11 protein-coding genes and 1 pseudogene are annotated in these 14,651 nt (G+C 68.7%); 9 read left to right on the top strand and 3 right to left on the bottom strand.

Annotated elements, in window-relative coordinates:
* Window positions 1–506: 506 nt before the first annotated feature.
* Complete coding sequence (locus Drose_RS14725; protein ID WP_260728758.1) at window positions 507–659, bottom strand: hypothetical protein; 153 nt, start codon at window positions 657–659, stop codon at window positions 507–509.
* A 160-nt stretch (window positions 660–819) separates the two neighbouring features.
* Window positions 820–1,803: a hypothetical protein gene (locus Drose_RS14720; protein ID WP_260728757.1), complete on the bottom strand. Its 984-nt coding sequence runs from the start codon at window positions 1,801–1,803 to the stop codon at window positions 820–822.
* A gap of 293 nt (window positions 1,804–2,096) precedes the next feature.
* On the opposite strand from Drose_RS14720, the pseudogene Drose_RS14715 reads away from it, so the two are divergent.
* The 4 genes and pseudogenes from Drose_RS14715 to Drose_RS14700 all read left to right on the top strand — a co-directional run.
* Window positions 2,097–2,288: pseudogene (locus tag Drose_RS14715) on the top strand (IS5/IS1182 family transposase); the annotation flags it as partial.
* 1,399 nt (window positions 2,289–3,687) lie between these two features.
* Entirely contained in the window at window positions 3,688–4,878 is a 1,191-nt protein-coding gene (locus Drose_RS14710) for a hypothetical protein (protein WP_260728756.1), read from the top strand.
* Window positions 4,879–4,977: 99 nt separating this feature from the next.
* A complete protein-coding gene (locus tag Drose_RS14705; RefSeq protein ID WP_260728755.1) occupies window positions 4,978–5,313 on the top strand; it encodes an SAM-dependent methyltransferase in 336 nt (111 codons plus the stop codon).
* A 508-nt stretch (window positions 5,314–5,821) separates the two neighbouring features.
* Window positions 5,822–7,030 (top strand): S1 family peptidase, encoded by a 1,209-nt coding sequence (locus tag Drose_RS14700; protein WP_260728754.1) that lies wholly within the window; start codon window positions 5,822–5,824, stop codon window positions 7,028–7,030.
* 238 nt (window positions 7,031–7,268) lie between these two features.
* Here the strand turns inward: Drose_RS14700 and Drose_RS14695 are convergent, their stop codons facing one another.
* A complete protein-coding gene (locus Drose_RS14695; protein WP_260728753.1) occupies window positions 7,269–7,913 on the bottom strand; it encodes a GntR family transcriptional regulator in 645 nt (214 codons plus the stop codon).
* A gap of 113 nt (window positions 7,914–8,026) precedes the next feature.
* On the opposite strand from Drose_RS14695, the gene Drose_RS14690 reads away from it, so the two are divergent.
* From Drose_RS14690 to Drose_RS14670, 5 genes are read left to right on the top strand one after another with little or no spacing between them, the layout of a single operon-like run.
* Entirely contained in the window at window positions 8,027–9,916 is a 1,890-nt protein-coding gene (locus Drose_RS14690) for a beta-galactosidase (RefSeq protein WP_260728752.1), read from the top strand.
* Window positions 9,913–11,220 (top strand): aminomethyl-transferring glycine dehydrogenase subunit GcvPA, encoded by a 1,308-nt coding sequence (gene gcvPA / locus Drose_RS14685; RefSeq protein ID WP_260728751.1) that lies wholly within the window; start codon window positions 9,913–9,915, stop codon window positions 11,218–11,220. The genes Drose_RS14690 and gcvPA overlap by 4 nt, the downstream gene beginning before the upstream one ends.
* Window positions 11,217–12,773 carry an aminomethyl-transferring glycine dehydrogenase subunit GcvPB gene (gene gcvPB / locus Drose_RS14680; RefSeq protein ID WP_260728750.1) on the top strand — a complete coding sequence of 519 codons (1,557 nt, stop codon included), beginning with the start codon at window positions 11,217–11,219 and terminating at the stop codon, window positions 12,771–12,773. Before gcvPA ends, gcvPB begins: the two co-directional genes overlap by 4 nt.
* A complete protein-coding gene (locus tag Drose_RS14675) occupies window positions 12,770–13,876 on the top strand; it encodes an ATP-NAD kinase family protein (protein ID WP_260728749.1) in 1,107 nt (368 codons plus the stop codon). The genes gcvPB and Drose_RS14675 overlap by 4 nt, the downstream gene beginning before the upstream one ends.
* A complete protein-coding gene (locus Drose_RS14670; protein WP_260728748.1) occupies window positions 13,873–14,622 on the top strand; it encodes an SDR family NAD(P)-dependent oxidoreductase in 750 nt (249 codons plus the stop codon). Before Drose_RS14675 ends, Drose_RS14670 begins: the two co-directional genes overlap by 4 nt.
* Window positions 14,623–14,651: the final 29 nt, after the last annotated feature.

The raw sequence follows: 14,651 nt of genomic DNA, 5'->3' as shown, positions 1-14,651 counted from the left end.
CGGTTCGTAGACGGGCCGGCACCGGCGGACGGGCCGTTCGCCGAATTGTCACGCGACCTTCACACAATGCCCATGACCCTCTGTATGGCACACCCTGACCACCGCCGCACGGCCATGAGCGCCAGCGGCGGGCATCGGCCAACTCGCCCTTCCCCACGGGCCAGCCGCTGTACACGCGGGTCGTGGTAGGTGACGCGGCCGCCGGATCCGCGGGAGATTCCCGGCTCCTCGCGGCGGTCGCCGACGGCCACCGGGAGGCGTTCGCCCGCGTCTGCGTGGTGAAGGGATTGGCGGCTATCCGTGATCCGGTCCGTACCGACGCGATTGGCGTTGCATGATCTCACGCATCGATGTGCCGCGGTCGACGCCGTAGACCGTGCCTGGGAAGTCGAGACGTTCTTGGACCGCCCAGAGATCGTAGTGCCGGTCTGGCGAGAACAGCTCGGCCGGGTCGCCGGCCGCGATCCAACCGATCGGTACCACGGATCCCGGCCGCAGGCGGAAGTTCACATGTAAACGCTGTTGATGCGCAGTTCGCAACCCGTACCGGCGCGTGAGCCGGGAAACATCGACACGCCCGTCCCGATGAAGACCTCGTCGTCGACGTGGGTGCCGTTGAGATGGGTGTGCGGACCGACCAGCACCGAGTCGCCGATCACGACGGGGTGGTGAGCCCTGCCTCCCACGACGGCCTATGGGAGGGGAGCGCGGTATCACCACATCACTCGACTGACCTGAACGCGGTCCTGCGCCAGTTGTCACCGCCGCCGACCCGCGGAAGGACCGGCAGCGGCGGGCCCTTCGCGGGCTCGGCGTGTGTCAGGCGGCAACGGCGACCTGGACTTCAGGGGCGTTGGGGATCGATGCCCTGTCCTTGTGGCCGCGCTCGTAGTCCAGCACCGCGCGGATCTGGCCCTCGTCAACCTCCCGCAGCCGGGCACGGATCTCACTGACATTCATCCGGTCGTACCCCGGCCACGGCTCCGCGCCGTGCAGTTGCCCGATGGCCTCCAGGATCGGCACCCGGTCGAGCGTCGCCGCCTCGTAGGCCTCGACGGTGGACAGCTCCGACTGGGACAGCCGCGCCAGCCGGTCACGGATCTGCTCCACCGACAGGTTGTCGTAGTCCGGGATGATGGACTGTGCCTCCTGCCGCACGGCCCCGCGCCGGGCGAACCGCAGCACGTCAACGGCCTCGTCTCGTAGCCGGTGCAGGCTCTCCCCCAACTGCGGCAGCCTCAGCATCTGCACCGCGCCGATACGTCCGATCTGGTAGACCGGCTCACCGTCGACCTCCTCGGAGATCACCGCCTCCGCGAGCCGGTCCAGGGACGCGTAGCACTCCGACAGCATCTCCTCACTCTCCGCCTGTAGGTCGACAGCGAGCTTCTCGGTGATCTTGTCTCGACAGGTGCGTGTGATCTGAGCCAACGCCCGATAGTTGGCGTCCACCACCGCCGTGGCCGCACACAGGTCCCGGGCGTTCTTCAACACCCGCTCCTCACCGCCGGGGCCACGCAACAGTTGCACCGGTATCGTCGCCAACGCCACGGCCTGCCCGCCGGTTACCCGGACGACGTCCATGCCCAGGTGCCGGATGCTGCGGCGAGCTCCGAGCTCACTCAGCCGGTCCGACACCCGGGATACCCGCTCGCGGGACCGTCGCCGCTGCGACTCCAGCCTCCGCCGATCCTCCCCCTCTGGAGTGACGGCGATGTTGACGGCGAGCAGGGTGGTCAAGGCGTACTCCGCCGCGCGCGCGTCTTGCAGATACTGAATGACCTTCTCTCGGACAGTCGCCATGTCGCCTACTCCTTGGAAATCGGTGAAATCGTGGTGAGATCCGGACCTGAATCCGGATCGGATCCAGATCCGGATCTCGATCCGGACCTGGCGACTCCGGCAGACAGCCGGTTCCCCGAGAACGCCTCGCAAACCGGCCGGACCTCCAGATCGGCGCAGGGCACCACCGTCTTCACCCGCGTTCGGCCACGAACTGACCCTTCGGAGCGTGTGGCGTAGCTTCCGTCGACGCTCTACGCGGCACGCCCGGCAGAAGCATGTGTGCGGCGCGCTGTCGTATCGGTCGGTCTTGAGCGGGCGGCGGCTATGCGCACGACTCGACCCGCCACGCGCTACGGCAGCGGCGGATCCGCCGCACCATCCCGGAGCGGTCGGACCAGGTCGCCCGCCGCGCCGCCAAGGGCAGCCACGGCGGGCGCCCACCAGCCTTCGACAAGGCCACGGCGAGGGCCACCACCAGACTGCGACGCGGTGCGGGCCGGGTCGGTGCGCGGCCCGGGCTGGGCGAGCCAGATGGGACGTTGCCCGCTCCGAGGGTAGGCACGAGCAAGCCGAAGAACACGATGAGCATCCACAGCAGGACGGTGGTGTCCGGGTCCTCCACTGTGAAGAGCAGGACGGCGCAGGTGGCGACCAGGGCAACGAATGCCGACAGTATCGTGACCTGGAGCGGGTACCGGGCCAGGCGGGAGCCGAGGCCGATCGGACGGGGGACGCGGATCAGTATCGCGGTGCCGCAGCGGTTGCACGTCGCGGTGCCCTGGAACGCGTCGACAGGGTGTGGCGCCAGGGGCACCGGGTCGCTCAGCGGGATCGTGCGGTAGCCCCGATAGCTCCAAGTACCGTACGTGTACTCCTCGGACTCCACCAGCCGTGCCCACATGATGCTGCCATTGTAGTACATCGATGCCAAGTAAACAGGCGGAGCGAACTACTTCATAGTCGGCAGGACGGCCCCTAGACGTCGCTGAGTTTCGGCGCGATCGAGATCTCACCGGTCTCGATGTTCGCCAGCTTGGGCACCGCCCGTCGGTGAGCATGGGGTACACCTGTCGCAGGCCAGCGCACCGCTTAGTCTGAGGCGGGACGGGCCTTGTGCCCGGCATGAGCGGATGGGTCAACCGACGCCTCGGTACTCCAGTTCTTCCTCCTGCCGTGCCCACCGGATCGCGGCGGTTACTACATCATCCCCGAAACCGGGGGTGACATAGACGCCGACGATCTGCGTGGACATGCAATTCGTGGCGTCTGGTTCTCGGAAGCAGGCTCCCGCATCGCCGCCGGCCGATGGGCGCCGGCGATGCGTACCTCGTCGCCCTCGCGGTCCGGGACACCCGGCCGGCGGTATTCATGCGGTGACGGCACATGTATCGGCCGCGCACCGGTGCCGGGCGTCGTTCCTATACGGTCATCGAGGCCCCGGGCCGCGTGGACGCACGGCGAACTACCCACGGCTCGCCACCCGTCCCGGCCCGGGTGAACCGGGCCTCAGACGATGGTGTACGTCCAGTAGGCGAGCCAGAGCACGAACAGCACCACCTGCGCGCAGGCCAGCAGCGCGGCGAGCGGGAAGGCGACGAGCAGGAGCGCTGCCTCCGTCGCGCCGGCGGCAGGCCCGCGGCGTCGAACACCCGCAGCACCAGCAGGCCCAGAACGGGCAGCGCGGCCCTGGACAGGGCGAGCAGCAGCAGCGCGAACCCCCAGTGGGGCGGTACCCGCGCGCCCGCGCATCGAGCGCCCCGCTACCCGCGCGGGCGGCGGGTCACACGTGCTGTGGAAGCTGCGCCGCACCGGCCGGCCATGGTGGACCGCTCATCGTGAAGGCCACCCGGTCACGTCACTATTGGCGTGCGTCCGAGTACGGGGATGTGCTATCCAACTGTGATGCCCGAGCAAGTTTTCGAGGTGGTCGGTCGGGAGATGCTCAAGCGCCCGGTGGACGAGAGGCGATACCGCGGTCTGGTCCGGCCGGACAAGACGCTGAGGTGGGCGCTCGAGAAGTTGGCGCAGATCGAGCGGACACGCGAGGCCGATGAGCGGTCCACGGCCGCGTTGCCGGAGTCGTTGCGCCGGCTCGCCGAACTGCTGACGGAGTTGGGCTGGGACGACCTCGCCGCGCTCACACGCCGGGAAGAACTTGTGGCGTACCGGGAGTTGGACGCGCTGCGGCCGGGCGCGTTCACCGACACGATGACCGAGACGATGGCCGCGCTCCGCGGCAACCTCGTCGACGACGGGCGCTACGAGGAGGCGCTGGCCGTCGTCAACGAGCAGCTTGTCACCGACCGGCATCGATCCGAGCAGGTGGCGTCCAGGGAGGCAAGGGAGTGGCGAACCCTGCTCTTGTCCCGGCTCGGCCGCCGCGAGGAGGCGGTGGCATCGTCGGCGGCGGCGGTCGCGGAGATCCGTGGCCGGCTGGAGCGTGCCGGCGGCGATGCTGTCGACCTCGAGCTCTGCCACGCGTTGACCACCTATGCGGAGCAGCTCGACCGGGTCGGCCGGGTCACCGAGGCGGCCGACGTGACGGTCGAGGTTCTCGCGTATTGGCGTGGACGCAACGACTCGCGGTACCAGTTCGCCCAAACGGTGGACGAGCTCAGCGACCGGCTGGCCCGCAGCGGACGGGCCGAGGAGGCATGTGCGGTCATCGCCGATGCATGGTCACGGCTGCGGCGCGACGACGGTTACGGTGGGCTGGCTGATATCTGGCACAACTTCGGCGTCCGCCTGTTGACGTCGGGCCATCCGAAGAAGGCCCTCGCCGCCAGCAACCAAGCGGTGAAACGACACCGCGCACGCGTGCACATCGCACGAGAGCGGCACCGGGCCGTGGAGGCCGAAGACGACTGGGACGACGACCCTCGCTATGACTCCGCCTATCTGTGGAAGCGGCACCGCCAGGAAGTGGAGGCGGCGCAGGAAAGGGTCCGTCGAGCCGAACGAGACCTGCGTCGTGCCCTGCTCGCCCTGGCCGCCTGTCTGGGGCAGCTCGATCAGACCGACAAGGCGACCGCGGCGGATGCCGAGGCCGCCACGCTCGGGGAAGAACTCGACGCCCCACCCTCGCCCGCGTAGTACGCCGTCCTGAGGGACGTCTCGTGCCCGCGTCTGTCCGGTGGGGACGGTCATCCGGGCCGGCGCCCGCGGAGCTGGTGGGGTTCCGACCTCGCCAACGTGCACGAGGTGGCGCAGCAAACGAACCCGGATGCCCGGGTCATGTATGTCGACATCGGTCCGGTCGCGGTGGCGCACAGCCGTGCGATCCTGGCGGGCAACCCGCACGCCGACGCCATGCTGGGCGATGTACGCCGTCCGGACGAGATCGTGCTCTCGTGCCGGACGCCGATGATCCGGCGGGGATCGTGCGCCGGTTCCGGGCAGCGGTCAGTCCGGGCAGCGGACGCGCTGTGCGCGGAACCGTTCGTCACCGCACCGGGCCATCGCATCGGCGCGGACCTAGTAGTGCGGGTATCGCCACACCGGAGCCGCTCGGCCGCACGGCGACGCTGAGGGCATCGAAACCGCGGCCCAGGCTCAGCGGCTCCTGGAACTCGGCTGCGACACGGGACAAGGCTTCCACCTGGGCCGGCCACAACTGGCACCACAGATCACCGTCCTGCTGATGGCCCGGACGAGCTGAGCCGCGGGTCACCGTCGCGGACGGTGGCCGCGACGCCTCGCGGAGCGCGAGCCCGCCGTATCCGCCGCCCGGCAGTGTCCGACGCTGGTCCGGTGCTCCACGAGCGAGGAGCGGACGCACCCGCCAGTGCCGTGGCGGTGGCCGGTCCACACATCGTTGCACAACGATGTGACATGTGACATTCTACAGGCAGCCGCATCGATAGAGCCCGATACAACGGCAGCTTGACCGCGGCGTACAACGCCGTCTCGATCGACGGCCGCACCCGACCCCCGGCCCCGCCCCGCCCCGCCCCGGCACGACGAGTTCCGACCCGTCGACGGGACGGGTCACCCCCAGGCATCGGCGCCGGGCTCCACCCAACTCAAGGGAGGTTCCGTGAAGCGACGACAACTCATCAACTCCCTCGTCATCGCACTGGGACTCACGCTGGTAACCGTCCAGCCAGCGTCCGCGACCCCACCCGCCCCGCTCGGCGAAGCGGCGGACGCTGCCGCGTCACAGCTCGCGAACGACGCGCGGATCACGGCGGCGGAGGCCCGCCGCCGCATCGCCCGGCAGGACACGCAGGCCGCCCTCGCGGATCGGCTACGGACGACGCTGGGCTCCCGTTTCGGTGGCGCATGGATCGACCATGACCACGCGGGCCGGCTCACGGTCGCCGTCGTCGGCGCCCGATCCGCCCCGGAGGTCGGCAGCCAGGCTGCCGCGCAGCGGCTGACCGACACCACCACCGTGACGGTACAGCGCAGCGCCGACGACCTGGACCGGATCTCCGAGTCACTCGGCAAGCGATTGGCCGAGGCGAACCGCGGCGCCACCAGCGGCCTGCAGGCCGTCATCGACGTGCGCGGCAACACCGTGCGGTTGGACGCCCCCAAGGGTGTCGCGCTCACCGAAGCGCAGCGGCAGGCCGTCGCGTGGGCCGAGCGGCAGTTCGGTGGCGCGATCAGTCACGGTACCTACGACAGCCCCTCCGTGCCGCGGTACTGCGGCGGTCAGTACTCGTGTGATCCGCCCCTGCGGTCCGGTCTCGCCATCTACATGGGCGGCGGACGGTGCACCAGCGCGTTCATGACCTACTCCGGTTCGTCGTACTACATGCTCACCGCGGGACACTGCGCGGAAATGGGCTCGTACTTCGACGTGCCCACGTACAGCTACGGTTATCAGTACGTGGGCTACGCCGTTGACTACGACTTCGGCTACTACGGCGACTCGGCGCTGGTGCGCGTCGAGGACTCGTCGTGGTGGCAGCCCCGCGGCTGGGTGTATCCGCAGACCTCGATCCGCTCCTACAGCCGCGACTACGTCGGGCAGTACGTCTGCAAGCAGGGCTCCACCACCGGCTACACCTGCGGGCAAGTCACCTCCACCAACGCCACGGTGTCGTACCCGGATCGAACCCTGACCGGCATGACCTGGAGCACCACCTGCGTCGCGGCCGGCGACAGCGGCAGCGGCGTCTACTACGGATCTACCGCCTACGGCATCCTCAGCGGCGGCCCGAACAGCGGCTGCGGGATGATCCACGAACCGATCACCCGTGCGCTGAGCCGTTGGGGCGTGAACCTGCTCGCCGGGTAGGCACGCCAGCAGCGGATCATGAATCCGGCTGCTGAACGGAACGAACACCATGGCCAACACGGCCCAACCGAGCAACGAGCGCCTCGGTCACGCCGACCGCCGGTCGGCGTGACCGAGGCGATGCACGGCCGGACACACACAGCGAAGGACCCACCGGCCTCCGCGTGTCAGGCATTGCATGCCGGCGACAGCCCTGATCCCCGTGAGGCCGTCGGGTGCCGGCACGTCGGCGACGACGTCACGACTCAGGGATGAGTTCGAGCATTCGCTCCATGCCGTTGGCCCAGTTGGCCCGGAGCACGACAACGGCGCCTTGCAGGTCGGCGTCGAGCAGGTGGCGGGCGATGGTGGCGTGCTCCGAGGCGTCGCGCCGCAGCGGTGCCTCGTCGGCTACGGCCAGGTGAGCATAGCGGCGCATACCGGCCTTGACCCCGGTGATGAGGTCGAGGAGCCGATCGTTGGTGCAGCCGCTCAGCAGCAGGTCGTGCCATACGTCGTCGTGGGAATCGACAACGCCTTGCTCAGCGACCGTGTCAGGGAACTCCTGCGCCAGCCGGAGCAACTCGGGTGCTATACGCCTGAGATGGGCTGGGTCGGACAACTCCAGGGCCAGCGACTCCAGGGCGGCCAATATCACGCAGAGCTCGCGGTACTCCCGACGACTGACCGGGGCGAAGCGGAAGCCACGCCCCTGATCGTTCTCCAGGATTCGCTCACCCGCCATGGCGATCAGCGCTTCCCGCAGGGGAGTCCGGCTGACCCCCAGCTCGTCGGCGAGCGCCGACAGGTTGATCTCCTCGCCAGCGGCGAAGTCACCACGAGCCAGGCGTTTCAGCACTTCCTCCCTGATCTGGTCGCGCAACGGACGCCGCTCGATCACCATCGGATCTCCTCCACCACAAACCCGGACGGCCACAAGACTACCTCTTGACTGTATACGAAATACGGGCTATGTATTCTGCATATTAAATACGCCGACCGTGACGAGGGGGCCCAGTGGCCTTGATCTTTGGCGGTGACTACAACCCTGAGCAGTGGCCCGAACACACATGGCACGACGACATGCGGCTGATGGGCGAAGCCGGGATCACCATGGTCACGGTCGGGGTGTTCGCCTGGTCGCGCCTGGAGCCCCAGCCGGGAAGGTTCGACTTCGGCTGGCTGGATCGGGTGCTCGATCTGCTGCACGCCAACGGCATCGGGGTCGATCTGGCCACGGCGAGCGCGACGCCGCCGCCGTGGCTGGTGCGGGAACATCCGTCGGTGCTGCCCGTGGACGCGAACGGGACCCGACTCGAGTTCGGTTCGCGGCAGAGCTACTGCCCGAGCTCACCGATCTTCCGGACGGCGGTGCAGCGTCTGGTGCGCTCGATCGCCGAGCGGTACAAGAACCATCCGGCGGTGCGGCTGTGGCACGTCAGCAACGAGTACGGCGATCATGTCGTTAGCTGCTGGTGCGACGAGTCCGCAGAACACTTCCGCCGCTGGCTGCGAGCCCGCTACCGGGACATCGACGGGCTCAACCGAGCCTGGGGCACCTCCTGCTGGGGTCAGCACTACACCAGGTTCGGCCAGGTAAACCCACCTCGGAAGGCACCCGGTCCGGGCAACCCGGCCCAGTTGCTCGACTGGAAACGGTTCTCCAGCGACGCTTTGCTCGCGTGCTTCGAGACGGAGGCGGCGATCCTGCGGGAAGTCACGCCGAACGTCCCGGTCACGACCAACTTCATGGGCCTCATGCCTGAGCTCGACTACTGGAAGTGGGCCGCCGCGGAGGACCTGGTCTCCAACGACGCCTACCCGGACCCGGCCGATCCGGTCTCACATGTCAAGGTGGCGCTCAGCTACGACCTCATGCGCTCACTCAAGCAGCAGCCTTGGCTGCTACTTGAGTCCGCGCCGAGCGCGGTCAGTTGGCGCGAGGTCAACCTGCCCAAGCAGCCGGGCAGAATGCGCCTCGACAGCTTGCAGGCGGTAGCGCACGGCTCCGACGGCGTCATGTTCTTCCAGTGGCGGCAGGCCAAATACGGTCCGGAGAAGTTCCACTCCGCGATGCTTCCGCACGCCGGCACCGACACCCGCCAGTGGCGCGAAACGGTCGAGCTCGGGCGGGAACTGCGCGCACTTGCCGAGGTCAAGGGTCACACCACCCGCGCCGATGTTGCGATGCTCTTCGACTGGTCGAGCTGGTGGGCACTGGAAGCGGTCGAGTCCATGCCCAGCAACCGACTCAAGCTCAAGGACATGCTCTACACCTGGTACGAGCCGCTGTTCGAGCGGGGCATCGCGGTCGACCTGGCTCCGCCCGGCCGCGACCTCGGCGGATACCGGGTCGTCATCGCGCCCAACCTCTACATGTGCACCGTCGAGCAGGCCAAGGTGCTGCGCGACTTCACCGGTACCATGATCGTCGGTCCGTTCAGCGGTGTCGTCGACGAGAACGAGCAGGTCCACGACGGCGGCGCTCCAGGCCCCCTCGCAGACCTGCTCGGAATCGCCGTCGAGGAGTTCGTGCCGCTGCCCGACGGCCGGACCCAGCCCATCAGCATCGGCGCCGCCGCGCACACGTGGACCGAGACGATCCGGCTTGCCGGGGCCAGTGTCTTGGCGCACTACGACGACGGCCGCCCGGCGATCACCCGCAAGGGCAACGCGATCTACGTTAGCTGCCTGCTCGACGACGTCACCGGCGTCCTCGCGGAGGCGGGCATCGCCGAAGCGCCGCTGAACGTCGAGGTGTGCCGGCGCGGACCCTACACCTTCCTGCTCAATCACACAGGTACGCCACAGCCCGCCCCGATCACGGGAATCGACCTGCGTACCGGACATTCCGTCGCCGAAATAGCGGCGTACGACGCCGTTGTCATCACCGAAGGACATCAGTGACTCACCCCTACATCCCGAATACGGAGCCGGTCACCCGTGCCGCGATGCTCGAGGAGATCGGCGCTGCCAGCGTGGAGGACTTCTACGCGGGCATTCCGGCCGACCTGCGTCTCAACCGCCTCCTGGATCTTCCCGCACCGATCCGCGACGAGCACGGTCTCATTCGCCACATGCGGGGCCTGCTCAACCGCAACACGGACACGACCGAAGCGCTCAGCTTTCTCGGGGCCGGCTGCTATCCGCACCACGTGCCCGCCGTCTGCGACGAGATCAACGGCCGCAGCGAGTTCCTGACCGCCTACGCCGGTGAGCCCTACGAGGACCACGGCCGGTTCCAGGCACTGTTCGAGTACGTCAGCATGATGGCCGAACTGCTGGAGATGGACGTCGTCAATGTCCCCGTCTACGACGGCTACCAGGCCACCGGTACCGCCCTGCGCATGGCCTGCCGCTACACCGGCCGCACCAAGGTGTTGCTCAGCGGCGAGATCCTGCCGGACAAGCTCAGCAAGCTCCGCGACTACCTGACGCCGGACATCGAGCTGACCGACACGCTCGACGAGACCGTCGGCGCCGTGTACCTCGAAACACCGGACATGTACGGCGTTGTCGCGCGCAATCCCGGCGAGCGGGCCGAGGCCGCGCACGCCTGCGGTGCGTTGTTCGTCGTGGGCACCGATCCGATCACGCTGGGCGTCCTCGCGGCGCCGGCCACCTACGGGGCCGACATCGTGTGCGGCGACATCCAGTCGCTCGGCATGCACCAGAGCTTCGGTGGCGGCCAGGCCGGCTTCATCGCCACACGCGACGAGGAGCGTCTCGTGGCCGAATTCCCGAGCCGGCTGTTCGGCATCGCACCGACGGCGGTGCCCGGTGAGTACGGTTTCGGTGACGTGTTCTACGACCGTACTTCCTTCGCCGTGCGCGAAGCGGGCAAGGAGTGGGTGGGCACCGCCGCCGCGCTCTGGGGGATCACCGCCGGGGTCTACCTCGCGCTGATGGGTCCCGAGGGCATGCGCGAGGTCGGCGAGACCATCCTGGCCAACACCCGGTACGCGATGACCGCGCTGGCGCAGGCGGGCGCGACGGTCGAGCGCCACGACGAGATCCACTTTCGTGAGTTCGCCGTCAGTGTCCCGGACGCGGACGCGTTCCTGGCGGACCTGGCCCAGCGGGGCATCTTCGGCGGTGTTCGGATCAGCGCCAGTGAGGTGCTCGTCTGCGTTACCGAGCGGCACAGCCGCGATGACATCGACACGCTCGCGACCGCGGTCGGGGCAGTGCTGAAGGGAGCCCGCGCATGAGCGCGCACGCCGAATCCTTCGCCGAGCTGCCCATCGCGGCCAAGCCGGCCCTGCGGCGCTTCCACCAGGCACGCTGGGACGAACCGATCATTTTCGAGCTCTCGGTGCCGGGACGGCGCGGCCTCGGCGTACCCCGCGCCGATCTGCCTGCCGTGCACCTTCCCGACGACGTCCGCCGTCAGACCCCGCCGAAACTGCCGGAGCTGGCGCAGCTCCACGTACTGCGCCACTACCTGCGCCTTTCGCAGCAGACCCTCGGCGTTGACCTGAACGTCGACGTGGGTCAGGGAACGTGCACGATGAAGTACAGCCCCAAGGTCAACGACGGCTTCGTCCGCGACCCGAAGATCGCCGAGCTGCACCCGGCCCAGCCCGAGCAGACCGTGCAGGGTGTGCTGGAGATCTACTGGCGGCTGGAGCAGATGCTCAGGTCGATCTCCGGCATGGCTCGGGTGAGCCTGCAACCGGGCGCCGGCAGCGCAGCCATCTACGCCAACATCGCCATGATCCGTGCCTTCCACGCCGCGAACGGCGACAGCCACCGCGACCAGGTCATCACCACGATCTTCTCGCACCCGTCGAACGCCGCCTGCGCGAAGGTCGCCGGATACGAGGTCATCACCTTGCTGCCGGACGCTGACGGCTATCCGGACATCGAGGCGCTCAAGGCCGCGATCGGGCCGCGAACCGCGGCGCTCATGATCACGAACCCCGAGGACACCGGGATCTACAACCCGCGGATCAAGGAGTTCGTGGACCTGGTGCACGGTGTCGGCGCCCTGGCCTGCTACGACCAGGCCAACGCCAACGGCATCCTGGGCATCACCCGGGCCAGCGATGCCGGGTTCGACCTGTGTCACTTCAACCTGCACAAGACGTTCTCGACGCCGCATGCCTGCGGCGGCCCGGCGGCGGGCGCCTGCGGCGTGTCGCAGCGGTTGGTCCCGTTTCTGCCCGGACCGACCGTCGACCGGACCGAGGATGGGTTCACCCTCGTCACACCGGAACGCAGTATCGGCAAGATTCGTCCGTTCCTCGGCGTCACGCCGAACGTCGTGCGGGCGTACGCCTGGGTGATGGCGATGGGCAGTGAAGGATTGCGCGCGGTCGCCGAGACGGCGGTACTCAACAACAACTACCTCATGCACAAGGTGCTGCGCATCCCGGGCGCCTCAATGCCCTGGGCCGACCAGCCGCGCGTCGAACAGGTGCGCTACTCCTGGCAGCAGCTCTGGGAGGAGACCGGCGTGCACTCCGAGGAGATCGGCATCCGGGCCGCCGACTTCGGGGTGCACTACTGGACCAGCCACCATCCCTACGTGGTGCCCGAGCCGTTCACGCTCGAGCCCACCGAGTCCTACAGCAAGGAAGACCTCGACGAGTACGCCGCGATCCTCGCCCACGTGGCCGACGAGGCGCGCCGGGATCCCGCGTATGTCAAGGGCGCGCCCTACAACCAGACGATACACAAGATCGATGGCACGTCGCTGGACGATCCGCGGCAGTGGTCGCCGACCTGGCGCGCCTATCTGCGAAAGCATGTGTCGTCGTGATCGTGGGCTTAGTCGTGAATCCCGTCGCCGGCATCGGCGGGCCTGCCGCGTTGAAGGGCAGCGATGGTCCGCACGTGCAGCGGCGCGCGTGGGAACGCGGCGCCGTGCCGCGCGCCGGTCAACGGTCGGCGACCGCTGTGCGGGCACTGCGCAAGCACCGGCCGGGCGTGGCAATCATGACCGTGCCCGGTGCGATGGGCGCGGACTGCGCCCCCGGCGCCCGCGTCGTGGAGTTTCCCGGCGCCGCCGCGGCGGGTGAGCCGACGACGGCGGCGCACACCCGCGCGGCCGTGGCGGCGCTGCGCGGGGTGGATCTGCTGATGTTCGCGGGCGGTGACGGTACGGCCCGCGACGTGCTGGACGCGGAGCCGGACAGCCCGGTGCTCGGCATCCCCGCCGGGGTGAAGGTCTACTCCGGCTGCTTTGCGATCAGCCCGGCGGCGGCGGGACTGATCGCGGCCTCCTACCTGGACGACCCCGGTCTCGTGCGGGACGCCGAGGTCGTCGACCTCGACGAGGACGCCTATCGTGCCGGCGACGGCACCGTGGGGCAGCGTCTCTACGGGACGCTGCCCGTGCCGTACCAGCCCGCGCGGTTGTCCGGGCGCAAGGCGAGCACACCGCCCGGTACCACCGAGGGGATCGCTCGCGAATGCGTAGCCCGCATGGCCAAGGGCGTTCGGTACGTCCTAGGTCCCGGCACGACCACCAGGGCTGTGGGCCGGGAACTGGGCCTGCGGACCAGCCTGCTCGGGGTCGACGTCGTGCTCGACGGCCGGCTGGTCGGCACCGATGTAACGGAAGCCGAGTTGTATGCCCTGGTCCGAGACGGTCCCGCGCAGGCCCTGCTGTCGATCATCGGCGGCCAGGGGTTCGTGCTGGGCCGGGGAAACCAGCAGCTCAGTCTTCGGGTGTTGGGCGAGCTGGAGGCCATCACGGTGCTCGGCACGCAGCAGAAACTCGCCGCACTCGGCGGACGGCCGCTACTGGCCGACACCGGCGATCCGCGGATGGACGCGGCGCTCGCCGGTTACGTGACAGTGATCACCGATTTTCGACAGACCACGATCTATCGCCTGAGTTCAGCCAGCGAGGGTATATGAACGCGTTGCAGGGTAAAGTCGCCATCGTCACCGGAGGCGCATCGGGCATCGGCCGGGCGACGGCCGAGCTGTTCGCGGCGGAGGCCGCCGCAGTCGTCATCGCCGATCTGGCGGACGCCTCGGAGCTCGCCGCGCGGATCGTAGCTACCGGCGGCCGGGCCGTCGCCGTACGCGCGGATGTCTCCGACGAAGCCGACTGCGCCCGTGTCGTCGCCACCGCCGTCGAGCGGTTCGGCGGCTTGCACGTGCTGTTCAACAACGCGGGCATCATCCGCCGGACAACGGCACTGGACATCGAACCGGATGAGTGGGACCGGGTGATGGCCGTGAACGTCAAGTCCGTGTACCTCATGTGCCGCCATGCCATCCCAGCCATGACCAGCGGGGGATCGATCGTCAACACCGGCTCCGGTTGGGGTCTCAAGGGCGGCGGCAACGCCCTGTCGTACTGCGCTTCCAAGGCGGCGGTCGTCAACATGACGCGAGCCTTGGCCATCGACCACGCCGCAGCGGGTATCCGGGTGAACTCCGTGAACCCGGGCGACACCGACACGCCGATGCTGCGCGACGAAGCACGCCAGTTGTCGGCGGAATGGGCGTCGTTCGCCGCGGAGGCGGCGGACCGTCCGATGGGCCGTGCGGGGCGGCCTGAGGAGATCGCGTCGGCGGTGCTGTTCCTCGCCAGCGACGCGTCCAGCTATGTCACCGGCTCTGCCCTGGTCGTCGATGGCGGCGGCCTCGCATAAGCGCCCTATTCCACAATCCCGTTGAGGAG

This window comes from Dactylosporangium roseum, assembly GCF_025264685.1.
Classification (GTDB): Bacteria; Actinomycetota; Actinomycetes; order Mycobacteriales; family Micromonosporaceae; genus Dactylosporangium; species Dactylosporangium roseum.
Note: the sequence above shows the minus strand (reverse complement) of the source record. Positions and strands in the feature narration are given on the sequence as shown.